General features: G+C 62.7%; 22 protein-coding genes, 1 tRNA gene and 1 riboswitch. Of the genes, 20 read left to right on the forward strand and 3 right to left on the reverse strand.

Translation table 11 applies throughout. The features are described from left to right. The 11 genes from EXQ71_12000 to EXQ71_12050 all read left to right on the forward strand — a co-directional run. A partial coding sequence (locus EXQ71_12000; protein MSO88220.1) for an elongation factor Tu occupies positions 1-148 on the forward strand: 148 nt, incomplete at its 5' end. A gap of 15 nt (positions 149-163) precedes the next feature. Further along, the gene (gene rpmG, locus EXQ71_12005) at positions 164-331 is read left to right on the forward strand and encodes a 50S ribosomal protein L33 (GenBank protein MSO88221.1); all 168 of its coding nucleotides are present in this window, start codon (positions 164-166) and stop codon (positions 329-331) included. 86 nt (positions 332-417) lie between these two features. Then, complete coding sequence (locus tag EXQ71_12010; protein MSO88222.1) at positions 418-990, forward strand: RNA polymerase sigma factor; 573 nt, start codon at positions 418-420, stop codon at positions 988-990. Beyond that, the gene (locus EXQ71_12015) at positions 980-1339 is read left to right on the forward strand and encodes a hypothetical protein (protein ID MSO88223.1); all 360 of its coding nucleotides are present in this window, start codon (positions 980-982) and stop codon (positions 1337-1339) included. The genes EXQ71_12010 and EXQ71_12015 overlap by 11 nt, the downstream gene beginning before the upstream one ends. A gap of 155 nt (positions 1340-1494) precedes the next feature. Continuing rightward, positions 1495-1576: riboswitch (cyclic di-GMP riboswitch) on the forward strand. 22 nt (positions 1577-1598) lie between these two features. Continuing rightward, a complete protein-coding gene (locus tag EXQ71_12020) occupies positions 1599-5189 on the forward strand; it encodes a DUF11 domain-containing protein (GenBank protein ID MSO88224.1) in 3591 nt (1196 codons plus the stop codon). A 58-nt stretch (positions 5190-5247) separates the two neighbouring features. Continuing rightward, the gene (locus EXQ71_12025; GenBank protein MSO88225.1) at positions 5248-6300 is read left to right on the forward strand and encodes a hypothetical protein; all 1053 of its coding nucleotides are present in this window, start codon (positions 5248-5250) and stop codon (positions 6298-6300) included. 68 nt (positions 6301-6368) lie between these two features. Next, positions 6369-6441, forward strand: a tRNA-Trp gene (locus EXQ71_12030). Between the two features lie 37 nt (positions 6442-6478). Further along, positions 6479-6775: a preprotein translocase subunit SecE gene (gene secE / locus EXQ71_12035; protein MSO88226.1), complete on the forward strand. Its 297-nt coding sequence runs from the start codon at positions 6479-6481 to the stop codon at positions 6773-6775. Then, positions 6772-7443 carry a transcription termination/antitermination factor NusG gene (nusG, locus tag EXQ71_12040; protein MSO88227.1) on the forward strand — a complete coding sequence of 224 codons (672 nt, stop codon included), beginning with the start codon at positions 6772-6774 and terminating at the stop codon, positions 7441-7443. The genes secE and nusG overlap by 4 nt, the downstream gene beginning before the upstream one ends. A 100-nt stretch (positions 7444-7543) precedes the next feature. Then, positions 7544-7969, forward strand: a complete 426-nt coding sequence (gene rplK, locus EXQ71_12045; protein ID MSO88228.1) for a 50S ribosomal protein L11 — start codon at positions 7544-7546, stop codon at positions 7967-7969. A gap of 95 nt (positions 7970-8064) precedes the next feature. After that, complete coding sequence (locus EXQ71_12050; GenBank protein ID MSO88229.1) at positions 8065-8772, forward strand: 50S ribosomal protein L1; 708 nt, start codon at positions 8065-8067, stop codon at positions 8770-8772. A gap of 12 nt (positions 8773-8784) precedes the next feature. Here EXQ71_12050 and EXQ71_12055 read toward each other — a convergent pair whose 3' ends face one another. Then, entirely contained in the window at positions 8785-10176 is a 1392-nt protein-coding gene (locus EXQ71_12055) for a hypothetical protein (protein MSO88230.1), read from the reverse strand. Between the two features lie 219 nt (positions 10177-10395). Between EXQ71_12055 and EXQ71_12060 the strand changes: the two genes are divergently transcribed. Further along, entirely contained in the window at positions 10396-11148 is a 753-nt protein-coding gene (locus tag EXQ71_12060) for a 50S ribosomal protein L10 (protein ID MSO88231.1), read from the forward strand. Between the two features lie 5 nt (positions 11149-11153). Then, positions 11154-11531, forward strand: coding sequence for a 50S ribosomal protein L7/L12 (locus EXQ71_12065; GenBank protein ID MSO88232.1), 378 nt, complete (start codon positions 11154-11156; stop codon positions 11529-11531). Positions 11532-11615: 84 nt separating this feature from the next. On the opposite strand, the gene EXQ71_12070 is transcribed toward EXQ71_12065, so the two are convergent. Together EXQ71_12070 and EXQ71_12075 are read right to left on the reverse strand one after the other, a co-directional pair. Continuing rightward, positions 11616-12071, reverse strand: a complete 456-nt coding sequence (locus EXQ71_12070) for a PIN domain-containing protein (GenBank protein MSO88233.1) — start codon at positions 12069-12071, stop codon at positions 11616-11618. After that, on the reverse strand, positions 12010-12243 hold the full coding sequence (locus EXQ71_12075; protein MSO88234.1) for a type II toxin-antitoxin system VapB family antitoxin: 234 nt from the start codon (positions 12241-12243) through the stop codon (positions 12010-12012). The genes EXQ71_12070 and EXQ71_12075 overlap by 62 nt, the downstream gene beginning before the upstream one ends. Before the next feature lie 290 nt (positions 12244-12533). On the opposite strand from EXQ71_12075, the gene EXQ71_12080 reads away from it, so the two are divergent. The 7 genes from EXQ71_12080 to tuf form a co-directional block, all read left to right on the forward strand. Then, entirely contained in the window at positions 12534-16142 is a 3609-nt protein-coding gene (locus tag EXQ71_12080; GenBank protein ID MSO88235.1) for a DNA-directed RNA polymerase subunit beta, read from the forward strand. Next, a complete protein-coding gene (locus EXQ71_12085) occupies positions 16142-20074 on the forward strand; it encodes a DNA-directed RNA polymerase subunit beta' (GenBank protein ID MSO88236.1) in 3933 nt (1310 codons plus the stop codon). Before EXQ71_12080 ends, EXQ71_12085 begins: the two co-directional genes overlap by 1 nt. A gap of 172 nt (positions 20075-20246) precedes the next feature. Further along, a complete protein-coding gene (locus EXQ71_12090) occupies positions 20247-20669 on the forward strand; it encodes a hypothetical protein (protein MSO88237.1) in 423 nt (140 codons plus the stop codon). Positions 20670-20843: 174 nt separating this feature from the next. Beyond that, a complete protein-coding gene (locus tag EXQ71_12095) occupies positions 20844-21215 on the forward strand; it encodes a 30S ribosomal protein S12 (protein ID MSO88238.1) in 372 nt (123 codons plus the stop codon). An 82-nt stretch (positions 21216-21297) separates the two neighbouring features. Then, entirely contained in the window at positions 21298-21768 is a 471-nt protein-coding gene (locus EXQ71_12100) for a 30S ribosomal protein S7 (GenBank protein MSO88239.1), read from the forward strand. 97 nt (positions 21769-21865) lie between these two features. Next, entirely contained in the window at positions 21866-23959 is a 2094-nt protein-coding gene (gene fusA, locus EXQ71_12105; GenBank protein ID MSO88240.1) for an elongation factor G, read from the forward strand. Positions 23960-24019: 60 nt separating this feature from the next. Further along, positions 24020-24166 (forward strand): elongation factor Tu (gene tuf / locus EXQ71_12110; protein ID MSO88241.1); only part of this gene is annotated, 147 nt, incomplete at its 3' end.

Raw genomic sequence — 24166 nt, forward strand, 5'->3', positions numbered from 1 at the left:
GGGTACGGAGATGTGCATGCCGGGTGATAACACGGTGATGCATGTGGAGTTGATTCATCCGATTGCGATGGACGAGGGCCTGCGGTTTGCTATCCGTGAGGGTGGCCGTACCGTGGGCGCCGGTCGCGTCACCAAGATCATCAAGTAGCGGAAAGAGACAACCATGGCCAAGGCCGGAGCAAAACGCATCGCCGTCACCCTCGAGTGCACGACGTGTAAGCGCCGCAATTACATCACCACCAAGAACAAGGTGAATGATCGTGAGCGTGTCGAGATGAAGAAGTACTGCCGGTGGGACCGGGAGCATACGGTCCACAAGGAGACCCGTTAGCCTCCTGGCTGCCCCAGGACTGGGGCGGTCGGTAGGCTTTGAGGCTTTTCCGTAACCCACTGGGCCCGAGAGGAGTCGAACCGCTGATGCCACACGAAGTGGCCGACTTAGTAGCTGCCGCTTGCGGGGGCGACCGAGCGGCATTCGACGAGTTAGTCCGGGTCACCTACGCCGACTCGTACACGCTCGCGCTTCGCTTGACGGGGAACGAGGAGGACGCGAGAGACGTGGTGCAGGATGCCTACCTTCGTGCGTTCCGTGGCCTCAAGGGTTTTCGGGGCGATGCCCAGTTCTCTACCTGGATGTACCGAATCACGGCCAACTGCGCCAACACCCACCTGGGGAAGCGCAATAAGCATCGGCACGAGGAACTCTCCGAGAGCGAGCCGATCGCCGATGATCACCCGTCGTCTGATCCTCAACTCCAGGCAGATGCGGGTGCATTGCGCGAACGCCTCGGCATCGCGTTGGCGGCGCTGCCTCCCAAACTTCGCCAGGTCATTGTGCTGCGTGACATTTATGACTTGCCCCATGAGGACATCGCGGCAGAACTCGGGATTTCCGAGACTGCTGCCAAGGTGCGTCTTCATCGAGCTCGTAAGAAGTTACGGGAGGACTTGTTCCCCCCTCGTTTAGAGGAGGCTGCTCATGCAGTGTGAAGACCTTGCGGACGATTTAGCCGGCACTGCCGACGGCTCGGTCCTACTCGACCGGAGCGAACGCCGTCATGTCGAACGTTGCCTGCGGTGTCAGGCCGAGCTCGTGCAGTACCGCAGGGTGCTACGGGCCATGCGGGCCATGCGTACCGAGGTGTTCGAGCCAGCTCCTGGACTTCTCGCCGACGTGTTGGCGAATCTGGAGGCGGCCGGCGAGCGACGGGCCATCCGTTCGATGATCCATGGCCATAAGGCGGCTTATCTCGGCGGTTTGGCGGCCGCCACTGCGGCTGGGGCCGCCGGGGCCATCGTGTTTGCCTCGAGGGCTCGGAAGGTTCGCGCCGCGAGCTGAAGGGGAGTTGTGGCGCTGGCGTCCCCAAAAAGGGGTCGTTTGACCTAGCGACACAAGCGCCAATTTTAGGGCTTTTCGTGCGTGGGGCGAGATGCACCATCTTGTGCCGGTGCACCGGCCACTTTATGATTACCACTGTGCGTGATCATCACGCACAGTGGGGATGCATTGAAACCCTGGGCGAATGTGGTCACGAATGCCCCGGGTGGAGCGAGCGTGAAACCGACCTCATCACTACGAACGCTGTGGAGGCGAAGTGATGGATAACGCTGTCTCGGTCGGTTGGACCCGCAAAGCGAGTGTGCTTGTCATCTTGGCGGCGTTGCTCTCGGCCATGTTTGCCATCAAGGCGGCGGCTGATGCACCTGATCCAACCTTGCCGTTCTCGGCCTCGGTGGCTGTTGATCCGATCTCGGGTAACAGGACGCTCACGCTGAGCGGCGCTTGGGCGTGGACCACACACTCGACCGATTGCAACAACGATCGTTTCGGGGTTGGGTGGGCCGTTGATTGGAATGACCCCGCCCAGCCCGGCAACAACTTGAACAACACGGGTATCTTCGTGGGGTCGACGGGGACTGGCTTGAACCCGCCTGATAATTCGGTGCACTACTACGCCGGTCCCAACCCGCCCCGGTGTGGTGTGTACAACGGGTCCTACAACACGGGTCAGTGGGGCCCGATGACGCACGTGTACCCGTCCAGCCAGAGCAGTTTCTCCGTGTGCGTGGTCACCTACGACCTGCACTTCGCGGGGCACGGCTCCAACGGCGTGAAGTCAGATGATCTCATCGCCGCCGCTGTCGCGCCTAGCAAATACAACAAAGACAACTCGGTTGAGAAGAACGATCAGACTCCGCTGGGCAATGGTTGCTTTGAACTGAAGGTGCCGACGCTCTCCACCACGGCAAGTGGGCCCGTGAACCTGGGCACGGCGATCCATGATGTGGCCAACCTGTCGGGGGCCTCCACGGCCCCCGCCGCCACTGGCACTATCACCTTCAAGCTCTACGGTCCGGATAACGCCACCTGCTCGGGAAGCCCGATCTTCACCACTACCAAGGCGGTGCTGGGCAACGGGGCGTATACCTCGGCGTCGTTCACCCCCACCTTGGTGGGTACCTACCGGTGGGTGGCCTCCTACAGCGGGGATTACAACCCGCAAACCAAAACGGGTAACTCGGCCGTGTCAGGTAGCTGCAACGACACGGGCGAATCGTCCTTGGTCAATGCGGCGCTCGCCAACATCAAGATCAAGAAGGTGGACAACTCCACCCCGCCGTTGTTCAAAGCCGGAGCGACCTACGGTCTCTACAACACCCTGGCCAAGGCCTCTGCGGTGGCCAGCCAGACCGATGACGTAGCCACTGGCACGGCGGTCACCACCTGCACGACCAGTAGTCAAAACGGTACCTGCACGCTGGGCCCGGTCCCGGCGAACACGAACTACTGGATCACGGAGATCACTCCGCCGCCGGGGCTTCTTCCCTCCTCGGAGATCCGTGAGGTCCACGCATCAGATATTCCTCCGGGCACGACGCTCGACCTCTCGAATGCGCCCTTTGTGAATGGCGTGCCGGTCGGCAATGTCACGATCACCAAGCGGCTCTTCAACGACAACGACCACGACGGCCTTCTCGATCCGGGCGAGCAGGTGATCCCCGGCAACATGGCCGACCTCGACGGCATCATCTTCACGCTGCAGCAGAACGGTATAACTTCCAAGACGCACCCGGCCGGGGTCGATGCCACCTGCACCATCGTGGCTGGAAGTGGTAGATGCACCATCTCTTCGATGGAGCTCGGCACCTACCAGATCGTGGAAACACTGAACCCGAGTGGGCCCAGTGGGATTGTTGTGGGCAGCTCACCCTCCGTGACGATCACCACGGCTGGCGAGAGGGTGGCGGTCACCTATGACAACCCGCTCAGTCCCCTGAACATCGTCCTGGACAAGGTGGGCGACAAAGACAGCGCCAGCATCGGTGACACCGTGAACTACACCTTTAAAGTCACCACCACCGGGCCACGCTTGCATAACGTTTCCTTGGCTGAATGGTCGGGTTCGTTGGGCGGGGTGACCTACGCGGACATTTGTGACGCCCTTCCGGCGTTCGACGCGACGGATTCAACCGGAGCAGAGGATGGGTTCCTCAGCTTGGGTGACCGCTTCATCTGGAAGTGCTCGCATGTGGTGACGGGTGCAGACCCGGATCCGTTGCCGAACCGGGCCCAAGCGGCGGGGTTTGACGACGTGGGTCGCCGGGTCGAGGCCTTCGACATCTTCACCGTCGACATCCTCGACCCCGGCATCGCCATCACCAAGGTGGCTGATGATGCTGTGGTGGATGCGGGTTCGGACATTGGTTTCACGATGGTGGTGTCCAATGATGGTCCCGGCAAGGCTCGGGCCGTGACGTTGCATGATCCACTGCCGGATGGTGATGGGATCAGTTGGGCCATTGACAGTGGTGATGCTTCCTGTGGGGTGACCGGAAATCCGGGGAGTCAGGTGCTGGCGTGCGGTCCGAAGGACTTGGCGTCGGGTGGTTCGTTCACCGTGCACGTGGTGAGTGGTACCCAACCCTCGGGTGAGGTTTGCTCGCCGGCGACGCTGGATAACACGGCGGTTGCTGATGCCACCAACGCTGCTGAGGAGTCAGCGTTCGCCCGCGTGGAGGTGCAGTGTCCTGATATCGCCATCACCAAGGTGGCTGATGGTGCTGTGGTGGATGCGGGTTCGGACATTGGTTTCACGATGGTGGTGTCCAATGATGGTCCCGGCATGGCTCGGGCCGTGACGTTGCATGATCCACTGCCGGATGGTGTGGAATGGACGATTGCGTCGAGCTCCGAGGCTGCGAACTGTCGCATCGATGAGTTGGATGTCCTCACCTGTGGGCCGGTCGGCTTGCCAGCGGGGGGATCCTTTACGGTGCATATCGTGGCGGACACCTCGGCGATACCGGAGGTGTGTGGGCAGTATGACAACGAGGCCACGGTCTCGTTGAGCAATGGTGCGGGGGATTCGGCGGAGGCCTCCACCGAGGTTGTGTGCCCGTTGGCTATCGCCCTGGAGAAAGACGGGCCTGCGTTGGCTCATCGTGGTGATGAGATCGCCTATTCCTTTGCGGTTACCAACACCGGTGAGGTGGAGCTGGTGACCGTGAACCTGTCGGATCCGAACTGCGACGAAGGCACGTTGGTGCGGGTGAGTAATGGTGACGGCGATGGGACCTTGGCCCCGGGGGAGACGTGGGGGTATGAGTGCACTCGGGTGATCAGCGATGCCGACCCGGATCCGCTGCCTAATACGGCGACGGTGGTGGGTGTTGATGAGCGGGATCGCTCCACGGAGGCCACCGCTGATCATGAGGTTGATCTGATCAACCCGGTGATAGATATCGACAAGTCAGTTGATGATTTGCTGCCGGAAGCGGGTCAGACCGTGACGTTCACCTATGTGGTGACCAACACGGGTGACACCACCCTCTTCGCCGTAGATGTGGTGGATGATGTCCTGGGCCCGGTGGGCGTGATCGCCGAACTGGCGGTTGGCGAGTCCGCTACGTTCACGCTCACCGACGTGGTGTCCAATGCTTCCAGAGTGAATGTGGGCACGGCCGAGGGTGAGGACATCCTCGGCAAGTCGGTGACGGCCAGCGACACCGTGGAAATCGCGGTGGTGCAGGACGTCGTCATCGTGCCGGTAGATCCGGCCACGGCTCTGCCTCGTACGGGTGGGGCCTTGGCCCGTTCGGTCGAAGCGGCGTTGTTGTTGCTGCTGGGCGGGGCGATCCTGCTCAGGAGTGGTCGTGGCCGTCGGGAGTTGACGGCGCAAGACGACTGATTGGTTGGCGGCCTATCGTCTCCCCGGTCCGGTGCACCATGCACCTCGGATCGGGGAGATGATCATGGCCAAGATGCCCACCACCATTGACGAGGTGACCTCCGCCTGGTTGACCGAAACCACCGGCTGGGACATCGAGGCGGCCACCCCGGAACAGATCGGGGTGGGGATCGGCGTGAGCAGCGCCGTCTACCGGGTCCACCTGCGCGGTGCGGGCAGCCCGGAGACAGTGGTGGTGAAACTTCCCGCCTTGGATCCGGCGGCCGTCTTTACCTCCACCATGCTGCGGATGTACCTGCGGGAGACACAGTTCTTTCTCGAGTTGGCCCATCAGACCCCGATCCGAGTGCCGCGCTGCCACCATGCCGAGATCGACCCCGAGACGAGCCAGTTTGTGTTGGTAATGGAAGATGTTGGTCACCTTCGAGCGGTGGATCAGGTGGTTGGCATGGGAATCCCCGATGCGGAGCGAGCCATCGATGGTCTGGCGCGATGGCATGCCACCTGGTGGCGCCAGGCCGACGACCTTGCCCGGGACGGCCTCACCCTGAGCCTGGGTGACGAGATCTACAAGGCGGTGCTCCCGCTGGTATTTGACGAGGGCTGGAACAAACTCATGGGTGAGGTGGAGATTCCGTCGGCCATCCAAGCGGTGGGGCCGCGCTGGGTCGCAGCGATGCCCCGACTGCTCGACGTCCTGGCCGTCGCGCCGACCACGATGATCCACGGCGATTTTCGGGCCGACAACCTTCTCTTCGACGGTGCCGGATCGGTCGTGGCCCTGGACTTCCAGTTGGTGGGCACCGGTCACGGGGCGTACGACCTGGCCTATTTCATCACTCAGAGCATCACGGCGGCTGATGCCTCGGGCCATGAACAGGCACTGTTCGGCCGCTGGATCGCTGGCCTCGAAGGGGCCGGCGTCCCCGTGGCGGATCTCTCCGATTGCTGGGAGCAGTATCGGGTTGCCGCCTTGTTTTGTTTGGCTTACCCCGTGGTGGCATGGCGGGGGATGGATGTGACGGATCCCCGTCAGAGCGACTTGGCGATCGCCATGCTGGAACGCTTTGATCGGGCGGTCACGGAGTTGGATTTGATGCCCCTGCTCTGACCGCCCCCGCCCTTGCGGCTGGCGGATCGACCGGGCGAGGGCCTACGCTAGAGGAAAGCGACCCCCAAAGGGCAGTAGCTCAACTGGCAGAGCAGCGGTCTCCAAAACCGCAGGTTGGGGGTTCGAGTCCCTCCTGCCCTGCTCTTCTCTCACCTCAGGAACTTCCACGTTAATGGCGATGAACCGACAGCAAAAGCGCTTGCTCCAGAAGAAGGGGCAACTAGACGCCGATGGCGAGCCGAAGGCCCGGCGGCGCGGGACACCCGCGCCCCCCCGCCCCAAAGCCGAGCGCACCAGCCCGCCGCAGTTCGTGCGTGAGGTACGGGGAGAACTCCGTAAGGTGGCCTGGCCCACCCGACCAGAGGTCGTTAATTATTCAATCATCGTGCTTGTCGCGGTGGTCCTCCTAACCGCCTACGTTGCCGTCCTCGACTACGGGTTCGGCGACCTCATACTGAAGTTGTTCTCACGATGAGCGCCTACATTACTGACCCGATCTCCAACGACGACTCCGGCGAAGGTCGCCCCACGGGGGTGATCGACGGCGAGGACCTCCTACAGGAGGCTGCGGAAGCGTTGCCGCCGGAGTCTCCCTTCGACCGGCCGGGCCGCTGGTATGTGGTCCACACGCAGTCGGGGTATGAGAAGAAGGTCAAGCAGAACCTTGAGGCTCGCACATCGTCCATGAACATGGAGGAGCGCATCCACGAGGTCGTGATCCCGATGGAAGATGTGGCTGATTTCAAGAACGGCAAGAAAGTTGTCGTCCAGAAGAAGATGTTCCCCGGCTACCTCCTCGTCCGGTGCGAGTTGGATGACGACAGTTGGTACGTGATCCGTAACACGCCCGGGGTAACCGGCTTCGTTGGCCAGGGGGCCAAGCCCTCCTCCTTGCCCCGTAAGGACGTGGAGAGCTTTCTCTCGGTCTCTACCGAGACACCTGATGAGGTGGAGAAGCGAGCGAAGCCGCGGTCGCAGTACGAACTGGGCGAGACGGTGCGGGTCAAGGAAGGACCGTTCGCCGATTTCTCCGGCGAGGTCATCGAACTCAACGAAGATCAGCTCAAGGTGAAGGTGTTGGTGAACATCTTTGGCCGGGAAACCCCTGTCGAACTGGACTTCTCCCAGGTCGCCAAGCTTTAGCGCCAAGGGGTGCCATTGGCGCTGCACCCCTGTTCGCGACCACACTTGACCCCCGGCCCCCATAGGGCAACATCGCTCGTGATCCCAAGGAGTCGGCCCCATGGCCAAGAAGAAGGTCCTGGCTGTCGTCAAGATCCAGATCCCCGCCGGTCAAGCCACCCCCGCGCCCCCAGTGGGCACCGCCCTGGGACCCCACGGCGTGGCGATCATGGATTTCTGCAAGGCCTATAACGCCGCCACCGAAGCCCAGCGAGGCACGATCGTGCCGGTCGACATCACGGTGTTCGAGGATCGTTCATTCACCTTTGTCCTCAAGACCCCGCCCACCCCGGTGCTGATCCGCCAAGCCGCGGGTCTCGACAAGGCAGCGGTGAACCCGGGCAAAGAGGTAGTGGGTTCGATCACCGATGCGCAGGTCACAGAGATCGCCAACATCAAGTTGCCCGACCTCAATGCCAACGATCTGGCCGCGGCAAAACTGCAGGTGGTCGGTACAGCCCGCTCGATGGGTATCCAAGTCAAGTAGTGCAGGAGGTGGGTCGCAGCCCGCCACCTTGTCCATGCAACCGGCGCGACTGAGACAACCTCATCCAGCGGCCGCTCAACCAGAGGGAGCCAGTGATGGCGAAGGGTAAGAAGTACACAGACGCAGCGAAGCGATTCGATCCCGACCAGCTGTTCACCCCGGCCGAGGCCGTCGAACTGGCGAAGGGGCTGGGAACGGCTTCGTTCGACGAGTCGATCGAATTGACCATCCGCCTCGGGGTCGATCCCCGAAAGGCCGACCAGATTGTGCGGGGCACGGTGGCGCTTCCCTCCGGCACTGGCAAGAACGTACGGGTGGCGGTGTTCGCCAATGGCGAGGCGGCCGACCAGGCTCGTGCGGCTGGGGCGGATCATGTGGGTGGGGACGACCTAGCCGCTCTGGTGGAGGGCGGCATGCTCGATTTCGACGTGGCCATCGCCACCCCTGATCTCATGCCCCTGGTGGGCAAACTGGGACGGGTACTCGGTCCTCGCGGGCTGATGCCGAACCCGAAGACCGGTACCGTCACCACCGATGTGGCGAAGGCCGTAGGCGAGTTCAAGGGCGGCAAGGTGGAGTACCGAACCGACCGTTACGGCAACGTTCAGGTTCCCATCGGTAAGGTTAGTTTCGAACTTGGCGCCCTGAACCTGAACTTTCGGGCGGTGCTTGACGAGATTCAGCGGGTCAAGCCCGCCTCGGCCAAGGGCCGGTACCTTCGCAAGATCTCGCTGTCGCCCACCATGGGGCCGAGCGTGAAGATCGACACCAACCGGCTGAAGGTCCTCGACAGCGACGCCTGAGGGCCCGGCGCGTCAGGAGCCCGCTACGAATTGGGTCACCGCCACGGTGACCGGGGTGGCCAAGTTGGCTACCTCGCGGTCGATGTCGAGAGATTCCGTTCCCGGCGCGTAGACGTTCCAGCGGGTGCCCAGGAAGTTGCTGAAGGCGCCGAGCGTGGGATCGGTGTTGGCTATCCCGCTGGTGATGGCCATGCCACTGGCCCCGTACTCGTGCCCATCTCCCGTGCACTGCGTGGCTGGAGGGGTGGCGTCGTCGAGGTAGTAGGTCCCTGGTGTGAGCCCGACGATGTCGGTTTCCAGAGTGCTCGCCGACACCATCGTGCCCTGGACGCCGGCGACGGCCTCCCACGTAGGCAACGCGCTGCCGATGATGTCGGACACCCCGTCGATGGTCACCCCCGCGGGGTTAGAGGAATTCGAGTACTCCATACCGATAGCGGCGGCGCTGTAATCGTAGAAGTCCAAGATCCCCGGAATGGCATGCACGCGCAGCGTCGTCTGTACCCGCTCGACACCTCGGTAGAAGATGTGCTCTCGTTGGGCGTAGGTGCCGCTGTTGGCTCCGAGGTACGAACGGATGACGCGCACCGGGCCGTTGACGTTGGTGGCAAAGCCGCCCACCCCGGCGGAGAAGGTGTCTTCGTTACGGACACAGTTGCCGACCGCGAAGAGATTGCGGTGTCGATCGAGAATGTCGGGTCCGTCGCCGAGCCAGAGGCCGTCTCTCGTCCACCGGGCGGAGAAGTGTGTTGTGTAGCGATCGGTGAAGACGGTGGAGTTCTCAACATGCCCGGTGGGGTCGGCCGGGGCGAAGGTGTAATGCACGTAGTCGCGGCCAGCGGCTGGCAACAGTGTGGGGGTGGCCCGCTCGAACAGGTACAGGAAGCCCACGCCCCACCCACGGGTGGAGTCTGTCGGGGACAGCGGGTCGGTCACCGCCACGCGGAGGCCCGAAGCGGCGACCACCCCGGCGGGCGCCGGCGCACTGCGGGGCGCCTCCCCCCCGGCGTCTATAGCCATGAAAGTGATTTCGTCATTCGAATCCAGGGTGGCGACTGGGTCGGAGCCGGCATGGGCCGCCGGGTCGGAGTAGGCGAGGGTGGTCGGGCCGCTGGTGCCGGAACCGTTGCGGAGTTTGGTGAGGAACTCGGTATGCCGCTCGTCAACCTGAACCGGTACTTGCTCCCACCCCCGCTCCTCCGAGTTCCATCTGAACGCCACGATGCTGCCAGGGGTCTTGGTGGCGAAGGAAGGCACCTGGCTTCCGGTCATCACCACTGGCGCGCGTTCGCGCTGCCAGAGCCCAGACCCACCTCGGCCGTTGCAACCGGCCAGGCTGGCGGCGGCGAGGACCACGGCGACCAGGGCGGCGGCTCGTTTTCGGATGCTGGCCTGTCCGTGCATGGGGGGAGCCGCCTCGGGTGGTGGGTTAGGCAGTATTTGGCCGCCGGTTCCTCGGTCGATTAGTCTGTCGTGTTCAACAACAGATTGCTCGCCACAGACATCCGGTGCTCCTCGGGGCTCAAAGGGACTCCGGTCCCGCCTGACGAGGCGGACACCTCGAGGTCTCACTCGTAGTGCCCGTGCCTAGCGCGAGCCACGAGACAACGAGAGGAGGTGTCGATGGAGAACCCGAGACCGGAAAAGGTTGCCGTGGTGGATGAGGTGCGTGAGCGCCTGGATTCCGCCAGTGCCGCCCTACTCACCGAGTATCGAGGGCTCGACGTAACCGCGATCAGCGACTTGCGCCGTGCGCTGCGGTTGGTCGGTGGCGACTACAAGATCTACAAGAACACGCTCGTCGCCCTTGCCGCCCGTGACCTGGGCTTGGAGCTAGAGGACCTGCTCACCGGCCCCACCGCGATCGCCTTCATCACCGAGAAGCCTGATGGCACTCCCGGCGATGCGGTCGACGTGGCTAAGGCCCTGCGCGACTTCGCTAAGACCAACGCGAACCTCATTGTGAAGGGTGGCCTGCTGGGCGCGCAGCCCCTCACCGCTGATGAGGCGAAGGCTTTGGCCGAGGTGGAGCCCCGCGAGGTGCTACTGGCCAAGTTCGCTGGCGCGCTGGCCGCACCCATGGTGCAACTGGCCGGCTTGCTCGAAGCCCTACCCCGCAACTTTGCCTATGGCCTCAAGGCCCTCATCGACAAGCAGGGGGGCGTACCGGATGCACCGGCCGACGAACCTGCTGATGCCATGCCTGCGGTGGCTGCCGAAGCCGATTCGGCCGAGGCCGCCGCTGATCCCACCACCACGGAGGAGGTTCCCTCTGAGGAGCCCGCCGAGGCGGTTGATACCACTGACGACACTGTCGTTGCCGAGGAGGTTCCCACCGAGGAGCCCGTCGCCGACGACACCACTACGGAGGAGTGAGCACCATGACCACCAAAGAAGACATTCTCGATTCCATTGCCACCATGACCGTCCTGGAGCTTTCCGAGCTTCTCAAGGACTTCGAGGAGAAGTTCGGCGTGACCGCCGCCGCTCCTATGGCGGTAGCGGGCCCCGCGGCCGCTGGTGCCCCCGCCGAAGCCGAAGAAGAGCAGGATGAGTTCGACGTCGTCCTGACGGCGGCGGGCGACAAGAAGATCCAGGTCATCAAGGAGGTGCGTGCCCTGACGAACCTCGGGCTCAAGGAGGCCAAGGATCTCGTGGATGGTGCGCCCAACGCGATCCTGGAGAAGGTATCGAAGGAAGACGCCGAGAAGGCAAAGGCATCCCTCGAGGCGGCCGGTGGTTCGGTAGAGCTCAAGTAGCCCACCGCCTCTGACCCTGGGCCGGAAGGCCCGCCCCGTGGGGCGGGCCTTCCTCGCGCCCGGGTGGTGGGGCGACACCACCGGTCAGGGCACGCTCCCGGGTGGCACCACCCATTCGGTGGGCTGGCGGGTGATGGCGGCGATGATGTCGAAGGCCTGGTGGTAGTGCAGCAGAACGAGCCCGGATTGTTCGGCGGTCGCCGCGATCATGAGATCGCGTATCGGGATGTCCCGGTGTTGCCCGTGGGCCGCCAGCAAGCCCTGGACGTCCACGGCTCGCTCCATGCCCGCTTCGGTGATGGGGGTGCGGGGGAGAAACTGGCGCTCAAGGCGGATCTGTTCATGCTCGCCGGCGGCTCTAGCGTAGTGCAGTAGTTCGAGATCCACGATGGCGCAGGTGGCGATACGGCCGCTGATAAACATCGATTCGGCCCGCACGGCTACGTCGTCTTGGTGGAGGCGGATGAGCACGCTCGTATCAGCGAGGTGGGTGGCCAAGATCCCCCCCCGGGCCCTCTCGGGCCTCGCCGTCGTCAACATCGATGCCCTCGCGTCGGCGGAGTCGCTCGAAGTGACGGGCCCGTCCCCGCATTCGGATCACTTCTCGTAAGGCCTCGGCGAGCGTCTCGGTGGTGGTGGCGGTTCCGAGGATTTCCTTCGCCTGCGCCACGAGATCATCGTCGAGAAGGAGTGCCGTTTTTCGTATGGCCACAAATCTACCTTTCTTGACAGAAGAAAGTAGATTACTTTGTCAGATTATCTACTTTTAGGCAAGAAAAACCTTGACCAGTGTCCGGGGCTGTCGTACGGTTCTTCCGTCAAGGCCCTCCTCGGTAGCACCGCTGTGCGCCGAATTGCCTCCAGCAGCCCGGATCCTTAGGATTGGCAGAGCCGTAGCCCTGGTCGCTCGATTTGTCGTTCCTTTGTGACGATCCAGCGGGTCCATGACACGGCTTGCCGCCCACCTGAGCCAGGGGAGACGCGTTGCCTGCACGCACGACCATGCGCGATCGTTACTCGTTCGCGAACATTGACGAAGCCCTATCCCTACCGGACTTGATCTCGGTCCAGCGTGACAGTTTCGAATGGTTCCTGCAGAAGGGCCTCAAGGAGACCTTCCGCGACATCTCGCCGATCAAGGACTTCACTGAGACGCTCCAGTTGGAGCTTGAGTTTGATCCCGACGACGAGGACCTGCGTCCCCCGCCCAAGTTCAGCGTGGAGGAGTGCAAGGAGAAGGACATGACCTTCTCCGCTCCGATTTTTGTCCGGGCCCGCTTCATCAATGCGGCCACCGGTGAGATCAAGGAGCAGACGGTATTCATGGGGGACTTCCCGATGATGACCGACAAGGGCACCTTCGTGATCAACGGGACTGAGCGCGTTGTGGTGTCGCAGCTCGTCCGTTCACCGGGGGTGATCTTCGAGCCCGGCGAGCGATACCGCTTGCGCAATCTCACCAAGTATCAGCTCGTGAAGGGCACCGTTCACCCCTACCGGGGCGAGTGGATTGAGTTTGACGTCGAACAAAAGCCCGGCAAGGACGTTACCGCTGGCACTCGAGTGGCTCGCAAGCGTCGTTTGTCGATCTTTATGCTGATGCGGGCGCTGGGCTACGGCGAAGACCGTTGCCCGGGCTTCATGGATGCCTTTGTCCGTCACTTCGACTTCCTCGAGGGGCAGTGGGAAAAGGACCGTGAGTTGGCCGTGACTCGCGAAGAATCGCTGGTAGAGATCTATAAGCGCGCTCGCCCCGGCGAGCCGCCGTCGGTTGAGTCGGCTCGGGCCTATTTCGATAACGCCTTCTTCCAGAACCGTCGCTACGACCTCAGCCGGGTTGGCCGTTACAAGCTGGATAAGAAGCTGCGCAACGAGATCGAACAGCTTGCCGAGTTGTTCCCGATGCTCAACGGTGCCGACGAGGACGGCGTGCCGTTCCTGGATCGCCCCGTCGAGGGCCAGCCGGTGCTCTCGCGCTGCGAGGTGTTGGCGGCGTGCTCGTACCTTCTTCACCTGGTCAACGCCGAGCCGGGCTACCGCCTCGACGATCAAGACCACTTCGCCAACCGCCGCATCCGCTCGGTCGGCGAGCTGATCCAAAACCAGGTGCGTATCGGCCTGTCTCGGATGGAGCGGGTAGTGCGCGAGCGCATGACCACCCAAGACGTGGAGGCCATCACGCCTCAGACGCTCATCAACATCCGTCCCGTGGTGGCGTCGATCAAGGAGTTCTTCGGCACGAGCCAGCTCTCCCAGTTCATGGACCAGGTGAACCCGCTGTCGGGTCTTACCCACCGCCGTCGCCTCTCCGCCCTTGGCCCCGGCGGCCTCTCGCGGGAACGAGCCGGGTTCGAGGTGCGAGACGTTCACTTCTCCCATTACGGCCGCATGTGTCCGATCGAAACCCCCGAAGGGCCCAACATCGGCCTCATCGGGGCGCTTTCCACCTATGCCCGAGTGAACCCGTTCGGGTTTATCGAGTCGCCCTACCGCCACGTGCGGAACGGCAAGGTCACCGACGACATCATCTGGCTTACGGCGGATGAAGAAGAGGACTACGTCGTAGCCCAGGCCAACGAGCCACTCCATCCCGACCACACCTTCAAGAACGAGCGGATTTTGGTACGCCGGTCACCCCAGGCAGCCACCCTCGAGAACCTGCGCCTCCAGCTCGAACGCGATACGTACTTCGCCGCTACCACCGAGATCTCGGCGGTGCCGCCGGCCGAAGTGCAGCTCATGGACGTCTCGCCGAAGCAGATCGTCTCGGTGGCCACTGCCCTGATCCCGTTCCTCGAACACGACGATGCCAACCGCGCCCTGATGGGGGCCAACATGCAGCGCCAGGCCGTACCCCTGGTGCGGGCCGAGGCGCCGTACATCGGTACCGGCATCGAGGCCCGGGCGGCGCGTGACGCAGCCGACATGATCATCGCCCAGGAAGACGGCGTGGTTACCGGCTGCTCGGGAGATCTCATCACCGTCGAGTACAAGACGAGCGGGAAGAAGGTGTTCAAGCTCCTCAAGTTCGAGCGATCGAACCAGGACACCTGCATCAACCAGAAGCCGCTGATCAAGGAGGGCGATACCTTCAAAAAGGGCGACGTCCTCGCCGAGGGGCCGTCGACCGACAACGGCGAACTGGCCCTGGGTAAGAACCTGCTCGTGGCCTTCATGCCATGGGAGGGCTACAACTTCGAGGACGCCATCATCCTCTCGGAGCGTCTGGTCAAAGACGACGTGCTCACCTCGATTCATATCCACGAGCACGAGATCGATGCCCGCGACACGAAACTTGGGCCCGAAGAGATCACCCGGGACATCCCGAACCTCTCCGAGGAGATCCTGAAAGACCTTGATGAACGGGGCATCATTCGGGTGGGGGCCGAGGTAGGACCGGGAGATGTCCTGGTGGGGAAGGTCACGCCGAAGGGCGAGACTGAACTCACTCCCGAAGAGCGACTCCTGCGCGCCATCTTCGGCGAGAAGGCTCGCGAGGTGCGCGACACCAGCCTCAAAGTGCCCCACGGCGAAACCGGCAAGGTGATCGATGTCAAGGTCTTCAGTCGCGACGACGGCGATGAGTTGCCCCCGGGCGTGAACCAACTCGTCCGGGTCTACGTTGGTCAGAAACGCAAGATCAGCGTGGGCGACAAGTTGGCTGGTCGCCACGGCAACAAGGGTGTTATCTCCCGGATCCTCCCGATCGAGGACCTGCCCTTCCTCGCCGATGGCACGCCGGTGGACATCATCCTCAACCCACTGGGCGTTCCGTCTCGGATGAACGTGGGTCAGGTTCTCGAGGCCCACCTCGGCTACGCCGCCCGGTGGGGCTGGGACGTGAACGGTGAGCAGGTAGGCGATCCCGCCTACCGCGGCACTGAGGCCAAGACCCGCACCAAGACTCCCGCCGCCACGCTGGTGGCCACGCCGGTATTCGACGGAGCCCACTGGGACGAAGATGAACAAGCCGGGAAGCACCCGACGATCCAAACGATCTTCGAGAACCTCAGCCCGGAGTCGCAGTACTCCGAGTATGGCGAGGGGGGCCGGCTCATTCAGAACGACGGCAAGACCACGCTCTATAGCGGTCGCACCGGCGAGGCCTACGACAACCCGATCACGGTTGGCTACGTCTACATCCTGAAACTGGCTCACCTCGTGGACGACAAGATCCACGCTCGTTCCACGGGCCCCTACTCGATGATCACCCAGCAGCCACTCGGCGGTAAGGCCCAGTTCGGTGGCCAGCGTTTTGGCGAGATGGAGGTGTGGGCCCTGGAGGCCTACGGCGCCGCTTACTGCCTGCAGGAGTTGCTCACCATCAAATCCGACGATGTGCTGGGCCGAGTCAAGGTGTACGAAGCCATTGTGAAGGGCGAGAACATCCCCGAGCCGGGTATTCCTGAAAGCTTCAAGGTGCTCATCAAGGAGATGCAGGCCCTCTGCCTCAATGTCGAGGTCCTCGCCCAGACGGGTGAGGAAATCGAGATGCGGGAGCTTGACGAAGACATCTTCCGCACCGCCGAGGAACTGGGCATCGACTTGTCCCGCCCCGAGCGTGGCAGTGATGACGAAGACGAACGCCGTCGTGAAGGAGCGCGTTTCTAATGCTCGATGTCAATAACTTCAGCCAGCTTCGCATCGGCCTGGCCACGGCGGATTCGATCCGCACGTGGTCCAACGGTGAGGTCAAGAAGCCCGAAACCATCAATTACCGCACCCTCAAGCCAGAGAAGGACGGGCTCTTCTGCGAGAAGATCTTCGGTCCCACCAAAGACTGGGAGTGCTACTGCGGTAAGTACAAGCGGGTGCGTTTCAAGGGAATCATCTGCGAGCGCTGCGGCGTGGAGGTCACCCGTTCGAAGGTTCGGCGCGAGCGCATGGGCCATATTGAGTTGGCCGCTCCCGTTGTGCACATCTGGTACCTCCGGGGAACCCGATCGTGGTTGACCTACCTCCTCATGGGTACCGAGGCGCGCGAGGAGTTGAAGGCCAAGCAGATGGAAAAGGTGATCTACTTCGCCGCCAACCTCGTGACCTGGGTGGACGAGGAGAAGCGGGATGCCGATCGTCCCGATCTCGAAAAGGAAATGCTGGCCGAGCGCGAGGCGATTGAGAAGGAGCGCGATCAGAAAATCAACGCTCGTTTCACCGAGCTCGAGGTTGAGGTTGAAGGGATGGAGAAGGCCGGCGCCAAAGACGCCGACGTGCGCTCTCGCCACAAGGCCGCCGAAAAAGAGGTGGCGGCGATCCGGGAGACCTACGAAACCGAACTCGACATGCTGGTGAGGGTGTGGGACGAGTTCATCGACCTTTTCGCCCGCAAGATCCTCGAAGACGAAGCGCTCTGGCATGAACTCGTGGACCGTTACGGCGACTACTTCGAGGGGGGTATGGGGGCCGAGTCGCTCAAGGCGCTCATCAACCGCCTTGACCTCGACGTGGAGGAAGAGAAGCTCAAGGTCGCCATCGATCCTCCCGAAGGTCAGCGTCCGCTCTCGGCACAGCGTAAGCAAAAAGCAATCAAGCGTCTCAAGATCGTGACCTCGTTCAACAAGCGCAATGAGGCCGGCAAGCGGGTCAACGATCCCGGCGCCATGATCCTGGATGTGGTGCCGGTCATCCCGCCCGAACTGCGCCCGATGGTGCAACTCGATGGTGGGCGCTTTGCCACTTCTGATCTCAACGATCTCTACCGTCGGGTCATCAACCGGAACAACCGCCTCAAGCGACTGCTCGACCTCGGGGCGCCGACGATCATCGTCAACAACGAGAAGCGCATGCTGCAGGAGGCCGTCGACGCCCTGTTCGACAATGGACGTCGCGGTCGGCCCGTCACTGGCCCCGGAAACCGCCCCCTGAAGTCGCTCTCGGACATGCTCAAGGGCAAGCAGGGCCGGTTCCGCCAGAACCTGCTCGGCAAGCGCGTCGACTACTCGGGCCGGTCGGTCATCGTGGTTGGCCCGACCCTAAAGATCCACCAGTGCGGCCTGCCCAAGCTGATGGCCCTTGAACTCTTCAAGCCCTTTGTGATGAAGGCGCTCGTGGACCGTGAACTGGCGCAGAACATCAAGTCGGCCAAGCGCATGGTGGAGCGTCGGCGCCTCCCAGTTTGGGATGTGCTGGAAGACGTCATCAAAGAGCACCCCGTGCTCCTCAACCGGGCCCCCACGCTCCATCGCCTGGGCATCCAGGCGTTTGAGCCGGTACTGGTGGAGGGCAAGGCCATCCAAATCCACCCGCTGGTGTGCACCGCCTTCAACGCCGACTTCGACGGCGATCAGATGGCGGTGCATCTGCCGCTGTCCGCCGAAGCACAGGCCGAGGCCCGGGTCCTCATGCTCAGCGCCAACAACATCCTCTCGCCGGCCCACGGCCGTCCCCTCGTTACACCTACCCAGGACATGATTATCGGCGCCTACTACCTCACCGAGACAGTAGATGGCGACCCGGGCGAGGGGCGTTCCTTCGGCACGATCGCCGAGGCGCTCAAGGCCTACGAGAAGGGTGACATCTCGCTCCACGCTCGGATCAACCTGCGTGACCTCGAGCCCGAGGCCGACGGTCCTTCGCGCCGTGAGGGCACCCTGGGCCGGTTCCTCTTCGATGAATGTCTGCCGGTGAACTTCCCCCGTATCGCCGAGACGGTGAAGAAGAAGCAGATGGGCGAGATTGTCGACCGCCTGGCCAACGAGCACACCAAGGCCGAGGTGGCGGGGAGTCTCGACGCCATCAAAGACCTGTGCTTCGCCTACGCCACTCGTTCGGGTCTCACCATCTCCATCGACGACGTCACCACGCCGAAGGAGAAACGCGGCATCCTCGACGAGCACGAGAAGCAGGCCGACAAGGTGGAGCAGCAGTTCCGCCGAGGCATCATCACCGACGGAGAGCGTCGCCAGAAGGAGGTGGAGATTTGGACCACCGCCACTGAACTGGTGAAGAACGCCATGGAAGAGGCTCTTTCCTCCAAGCAGTTCAACCCCATCGACATGATGGTGGGATCGGGTGCACGCGGAAACATGATGCAGGTGCGCCAGATCGCCGGTATGCGTGGCCTGGTGGCCAACCCCCGGGGCGACATGATCCCCCGGCCGATCAAGAGCAACTTCCGGGAAGGCCTCTCGATGTTGGAGTACTTCATCTCCACCCCAGGGGCTCGCAAGGGTCTCGTCGATACCGCCCTGCGGACGGCCGACTCGGGCTATCTCACCCGCCGATTGGTGGACGTGGCCCAGGAACTGATTATCCGCGAGGACGACTGCCAGCGAGAAGGCGATCCGGTGCGGGGCTTGTGGGCCGAGGACATCGTCCCCGACGAAGCCGGCAAGCGAAGCCACCTCGAGACCCGCATCTTTGGTCGCACCCTGTCGGTCGACGTGAAGTTGACTGGCGGCAAGGTGCTAGCGGCTGGGCACATGATCACGGAAGACGATTTGGTGGCGCTGGAGGAAGATCCCAAGGTCAACCGTATTCGGGTGCGTTCACCGCTTACCTGTCAGTGTGACCTCGGTGTGTGTGCCGCCTGTTACGGCCGCTCATTGGCCACCGGCAAAGCCATCGAGATGGGGGAAGCGGTTGGCGTGATCGCCGCCCAGTCCATCGGGGAACCCGGCACCCAGCTCACCATGCGTACCTTCCACACCGGTGGTGTGGCCGGTGGTGCCGATATCGCCGGTGGTCTGCCCCGCGTGGTGGAACTCTTCGAGGCTCGTTCTCCGAAGGGCAAGGCAACGCTGTCCCGCACCTCGGGGCTTGTGCGCATTGCCGACGACGAGGGCAAGGGTCGGGTCATCACGGTGGTCAGCGACGACGGCACCGAAGACAGCTACACGGTGCCGGGTATCTCGAAACTTGAGGTCACCGATGGCCAGGAGATCACCGCCGGTGAGCCGATTGTGGAGGGTCCCCGTGACCCCAAGGAGCTGCTGGAGATCAAGGGTGTTCGTGAGACCCAGCAGTATCTCGTCGGCGAGGTGCAAAAGGTGTACCGCGAGCAGGGCGTATCTATCCACGACAAGCACATTGAGCTCATCGTGCGACAGATGACCAAGCGGGTCGGAGTGCAAGAGCCGGGCGACAGCCCGTTTCTGCCGGGGGAGCGGGTTGATCAGAAGGTCTACGCCGACACCAACCGTCAACTCGTGCAGGAGGGCCTCACGCCCGCCGAAGGTCGTCCCGAGATGATGGGTATCACCAAGGCTTCACTGGCCACGGACTCGTGGCTCTCGGCGGCCTCCTTCCAGGAGACCACCCGAGTGCTTACCGAGGCGGCGATTGAGTCCAAGTCCGACAACCTCCTTGGGTTGAAGGAGAACATCATTATCGGCAAGTTGATCCCCGCCGGTACCGGAAGCTCTGGGTACAAGGACATCGAGACATCGGCCCCGGACTACAAACCGCTGGACTACTGGTCATCCGATAGCGACGACGAGCAGGACATCGCGGAGTGGCTCAAGGAGAGTTACGGCAACACCGCCGTGGGAGCGCCCGACGCTGAGGTGGTCAGCATCGGCGGCGAGGGCGAGCAGGCCGGCTGACGCAAAATCGTCTGCAGTTAGACGAGCAACGTTGGTGCCCCGGGCCTTGGTCCGGGGCACCAACGCGTGGTGGGTGCGAATGAGCCGACATCCCCGTGGGTCCCCGGGTAGATTACTGAATGCTTGAGGATTTCAATGCTTTCTGGGTGCCCCAATACGAGGAGAACATTTGATGCGTGGAGCAGCAGCAGCGCTTGGAGTGGTTGTGGCCATGGCGCTCGTGGCGGGCTGTGGCAGCACCGGTAACGGCGAATCATCGCGAACTGTCGACGTCGGGCTATCCGACTTCGTGATTGACCTGAGCAAAGACCTGGTCTCGCGCGGCGAAGTTACCTTCGATTTGGACAACAAGGGTCCTTCCGTGCACGAGTTTGTGGTCTTTAAGACCGACCTGGCTCCCACCGACCTCCCGATCGACGCCGAGGGTGATGTACTCGAAAGCGACGCCTTGGGGTTGATTGATGAGGTCGAAGACATCAAAGTTGGTTCGGGCGACAAGCTCGAAGTGGAGCTGGCGGCCGGCAACTACGTGGTGATCTGTAATCTTCCCGATCATTATCGCCAGGGGATGCGGGCGGGGCTTACCGTTAGTTGACGCTTCGACGGGATCCCTGCGCTCCGCTGGCCCCGCTCCCTCGGATTCTTCGAAACCCCACGGTTTGCCCATCGATCGGGTGGACCCGTAGAGTTGGCCTTCGGTACTAGCGCGCCCTGCGGGCCCGTCGTGCCGTTTCGAAGTCCTGAAGTCTTCATCGTTCGCGAGGTTTGAGTGCCCACCATCCAACAGCTAGTCCGCAAGGGCCGGCAGTCCAAACCCACCAAGGCCAAAACGCCGGCCCTCAAGGGCGCGCCGCAGCGGCGCGGCGTGTGCACCCGCGTGTTCACCCACACCCCCAGGAAGCCCAACTCCGCCCTCCGCAAGGTCGCCCGTGTGCGCCTGTCGAGCGGCCAGGAAGTTACCGCCTACATCCCCGGCGAGGGCCACAACCTCCAGGAGCACTCCATCGTGCTGGTGCGCGGTGGTCGCGTGAAGGACCTTCCCGGTGTGCGGTACAAGGTCATCCGCGGCACCCTTGACACCTCCGGTGTGAAGGATCGCAAGCAGGCCCGTAGTCGCTACGGCGCCAAGAAGGAGAGCTAGCCGTGAGTGAGCGTCGCCCGCCAGTTCGGAGTGGAGTGTCTGTTGTCGTGGCCCAGCCGATCCACCTTGAGGTGAACTTCTAATGCCGCGCAAGGGTCCCGCCCCCCGCCGTGAACTGATGCCCGACCCGATCTACCGGTCGTTGCTCGTCACCCAAATCGTGAACAAGGTGCTCGTGCGTGGGAAACGCTCTACGGCCGAAAAGATCGTGTACGACGCCCTCGCCACCATCGAGGAGAAAACCGGCACTGAGCCCACGGCCACGTTGAAGCGAGCCATCGAGAACATCAAACCGCAACTTGAGGTCAAGAGCCGCCGCGTCGGTGGGGCCACGTACCAGGTTCCCATTGAGGTCAAGCCCCGTCGGGCCAACACCCTGGCCATCCGTTGGGTGGTGGGGTACTCCCGCCAGCGTCGGGAGAAGACCATGGCGGACCGCCTCGCCAACGAGTTGCTCGACGCCAGCAACGGCATCGGTGCCGCCGTGAAGCGTCGTGAGGACATGCACAAGATGGCCGAATCCAACAAGGCCTTCGCCCACTACCGCTGGTAGCGGATCAGACCCCCAATTCACCGGGGGGAGTGCCCCCGGGTGCCTCCCCTGAACGACCGGGCCCGGCCCGGTCGTTCGCATGTAGCGAGAGAACGATATGGCAGACCAACAGCGCTCCCACTCCCTCGACAAAGTTCGCAACATCGGGATCATGGCTCACATCGACGCGGGCAAGACCACCACGACCGAGCGGATCCTCTATTACACCGGCAAGAGTTACAAGATCGGTGAGGTCCACGAAGGTGCCGCGGTCATGGACTGGATGGCGCAGGAGCAGGAACGGGGCATCACCATTACCTCCGCCGCCACCACCTGTCAGTGGCGCGATCACAACATCAACATCATCGACACCCCTGGCCACGTGGACTTCACCGTGGAGGTGGAGCGTTCGCTGCGGGTGCTCGACGGCGCGGTAGCGGTCTTCGATGGGGTGGCAGGGGTGGAACCGCAGACCGAAGAGGTCTGGCGGCAGGCCAACAAGTACGGCGTCCCCCGTATGTGCTTCATCAACAAGATGGACCGCCTCGGTGCGGACTTTTTTAGCGCGTTGGAGTCGATCAAGGATCGTCTGGGGGCCAACGTCGCGGTGATCCAACTGCCCATCGGCGCCGAGGGCAACTACAAGGGCCTGATCGACCTCGTCACCATGGAGGCGCTGGTCTGGTACGACGAAGAACTCGGCGCAAAGTGGGAGGTCGAAGAGATCCCCGAGGACCTCCGAGGCCAGGCCGATGAATACCGCTCGGCGCTGATCGACGTGCTTTCCAGTTTCGACGAGAACATCCTGGAGAAGTTCGTGGCGGAGGAAGAGATCACCGTCGAGGACCTCCGCTCCGCCCTTCGGGCCGGCACCATCTCGGGCGAAATCGTGCCAATCCTCAACGGTACGGCGTTCAAGAACAAGGGCGTGCAACCGCTACTCGACGCGGTGGTGGACTACCTCCCCAGCCCGGTGGACTTGCCACCGACTAAGGGAATGAACGTGAAGGGCGACGAGGAACTCGAACGCAAGCCCTCCGACAGCGAGCCGTTCTCGGCGCTGGCCTTCAAAATCATGACCGACCCCCACGTGGGGAAACTGGTGTACTTCCGCGTGTACTCCGGCATGTTGGAGAAGGGCGGCACGGTGGTGAACACCACCCATAGCAACAAGGAGCGCATCGGGCGCATCCTGCAGATGCACGCCAACAGCCGGGAGGACATCGACGCCGTGTTCACCGGAGACATCGCGGCCGGTATCGGCTTCAAGAACACTCGCACCGGCGACACCCTTGCCGCTCCGGGGGCCGAGATCGTGCTCGAGAACCTGGAGTTTCCCGAGCCGGTAATCCATGTGGCTGTGGAGCCGAAGACGAAGGTGGACCAAGACAAGATGGGCAAGGCCCTCTTCAGTCTCTCGGAGGAAGACCCCACCTTCCGGGTGCGCACCGACGAAGACACCGGGCAGACCGTGATCTCGGGCATGGGCGAACTTCACCTCGAGGTGATCGTCGACCGGATGCTTCGCGAGTTCCATGTAGACGCGACCGTCGGCAAGCCGCAGGTGGCCTACCGGGAAACCATCACCCAAACGGTCACCAAGCACACCTACACCCACAAGAAGCAGACCGGCGGTAAGGGTCAGTTCGCCGAGGTCACCATCGACCTCGAGCCGACTGGTCCTGGGGGTGGGTACGAGTTCGTGGACAAGATCACCGGCGGTCGGGTGCCCAAGGAATACATCCCCTCGGTCGACGCCGGTATTCAGCAGTCGCTTGATGCCGGGGTGCTGGCGGGCTATCCCACTGTGGATTTGCGAGCGGTGCTCACCGACGGCAAGTACCACGACGTGGACTCTTCGGAGATGGCCTTCAAGATTGCGGGCGCCATGGCTTTCAAGGAAGCTCTCCGCAAGGCCAAGCCCGTGCTCCTGGAGCCGATCATGTCCGTGGAGGTGGTGACGCCCGACGAGTACATGGGCGACGTCATTGGCGACCTCAACTCCCGCCGCGGTCAGGTGGGCGGAATGGAACAGCGCGGTAACAGCCAGATCGTGCGAGCCCAGGTTCCGCTCTCGGAGATGTTCGGCTATTCCACTGATCTCCGGTCCCGTACCCAGGGGCGAGCCAGTTACTCCATGCATTTCGGCAGCTACCAACAGACGCCGGCATCAGTACAAGAAGAGATCGTCGCGCGAGTGCGTGGCGAGTAAGTCGAATCCCGCACTACCGTCCTCATCACCATTACGTAACGCACTGAAGGGTTGAATCTCATGGCCAAGGAGAAGTTCGAGCGGAATAAGCCCCATTTGAATGTGGGGACGATGGGTCACATTGACCATGGGAAGACGACGTTGACGGCTGCGATTACGCGGGTGTTGGCGGCGGCGAATGGGAATGTGACGGCGATGGCCTTTGAT

The organism is Acidimicrobiia bacterium, assembly GCA_009694375.1.
In the GTDB taxonomy this organism is placed as follows: domain Bacteria; phylum Actinomycetota; class Acidimicrobiia; order Acidimicrobiales; family VFJN01; genus VFJN01.

Excerpts from the sequence above, each read along its gene's own strand:
- rplK (MSO88228.1), top strand. The coding sequence starts at position 7,544 with ATGGCCAAGAAGAAGGTCCTGGCTGTCGTCAAGATCCAGATCCCCGCC.
- EXQ71_12080 (MSO88235.1), top strand. The coding sequence starts at position 12,534 with ATGCGCGATCGTTACTCGTTCGCGAACATTGACGAAGCCCTATCCCTA.
- rpmG (MSO88221.1), top strand. The coding sequence starts at position 164 with ATGGCCAAGGCCGGAGCAAAACGCATCGCCGTCACCCTCGAGTGCACG.
- EXQ71_12090 (MSO88237.1), top strand. The coding sequence starts at position 20,247 with ATGCGTGGAGCAGCAGCAGCGCTTGGAGTGGTTGTGGCCATGGCGCTC.
- fusA (MSO88240.1), top strand. The coding sequence starts at position 21,866 with ATGGCAGACCAACAGCGCTCCCACTCCCTCGACAAAGTTCGCAACATC.
- EXQ71_12065 (MSO88232.1), top strand. The coding sequence starts at position 11,154 with ATGACCACCAAAGAAGACATTCTCGATTCCATTGCCACCATGACCGTC.
- EXQ71_12020 (MSO88224.1), top strand. The coding sequence starts at position 1,599 with ATGGATAACGCTGTCTCGGTCGGTTGGACCCGCAAAGCGAGTGTGCTT.
- EXQ71_12100 (MSO88239.1), top strand. The coding sequence starts at position 21,298 with ATGCCGCGCAAGGGTCCCGCCCCCCGCCGTGAACTGATGCCCGACCCG.
- EXQ71_12060 (MSO88231.1), top strand. The coding sequence starts at position 10,396 with ATGGAGAACCCGAGACCGGAAAAGGTTGCCGTGGTGGATGAGGTGCGT.
- EXQ71_12070 (MSO88233.1), bottom strand. The coding sequence starts at position 12,071 with ATGTTGACGACGGCGAGGCCCGAGAGGGCCCGGGGGGGGATCTTGGCC.
- EXQ71_12055 (MSO88230.1), bottom strand. The coding sequence starts at position 10,176 with ATGCACGGACAGGCCAGCATCCGAAAACGAGCCGCCGCCCTGGTCGCC.
- EXQ71_12015 (MSO88223.1), top strand. The coding sequence starts at position 980 with ATGCAGTGTGAAGACCTTGCGGACGATTTAGCCGGCACTGCCGACGGC.
- EXQ71_12025 (MSO88225.1), top strand. The coding sequence starts at position 5,248 with ATGATCATGGCCAAGATGCCCACCACCATTGACGAGGTGACCTCCGCC.
- nusG (MSO88227.1), top strand. The coding sequence starts at position 6,772 with ATGAGCGCCTACATTACTGACCCGATCTCCAACGACGACTCCGGCGAA.
- EXQ71_12085 (MSO88236.1), top strand. The coding sequence starts at position 16,142 with ATGCTCGATGTCAATAACTTCAGCCAGCTTCGCATCGGCCTGGCCACG.
- EXQ71_12050 (MSO88229.1), top strand. The coding sequence starts at position 8,065 with ATGGCGAAGGGTAAGAAGTACACAGACGCAGCGAAGCGATTCGATCCC.
- EXQ71_12010 (MSO88222.1), top strand. The coding sequence starts at position 418 with ATGCCACACGAAGTGGCCGACTTAGTAGCTGCCGCTTGCGGGGGCGAC.
- secE (MSO88226.1), top strand. The coding sequence starts at position 6,479 with ATGAACCGACAGCAAAAGCGCTTGCTCCAGAAGAAGGGGCAACTAGAC.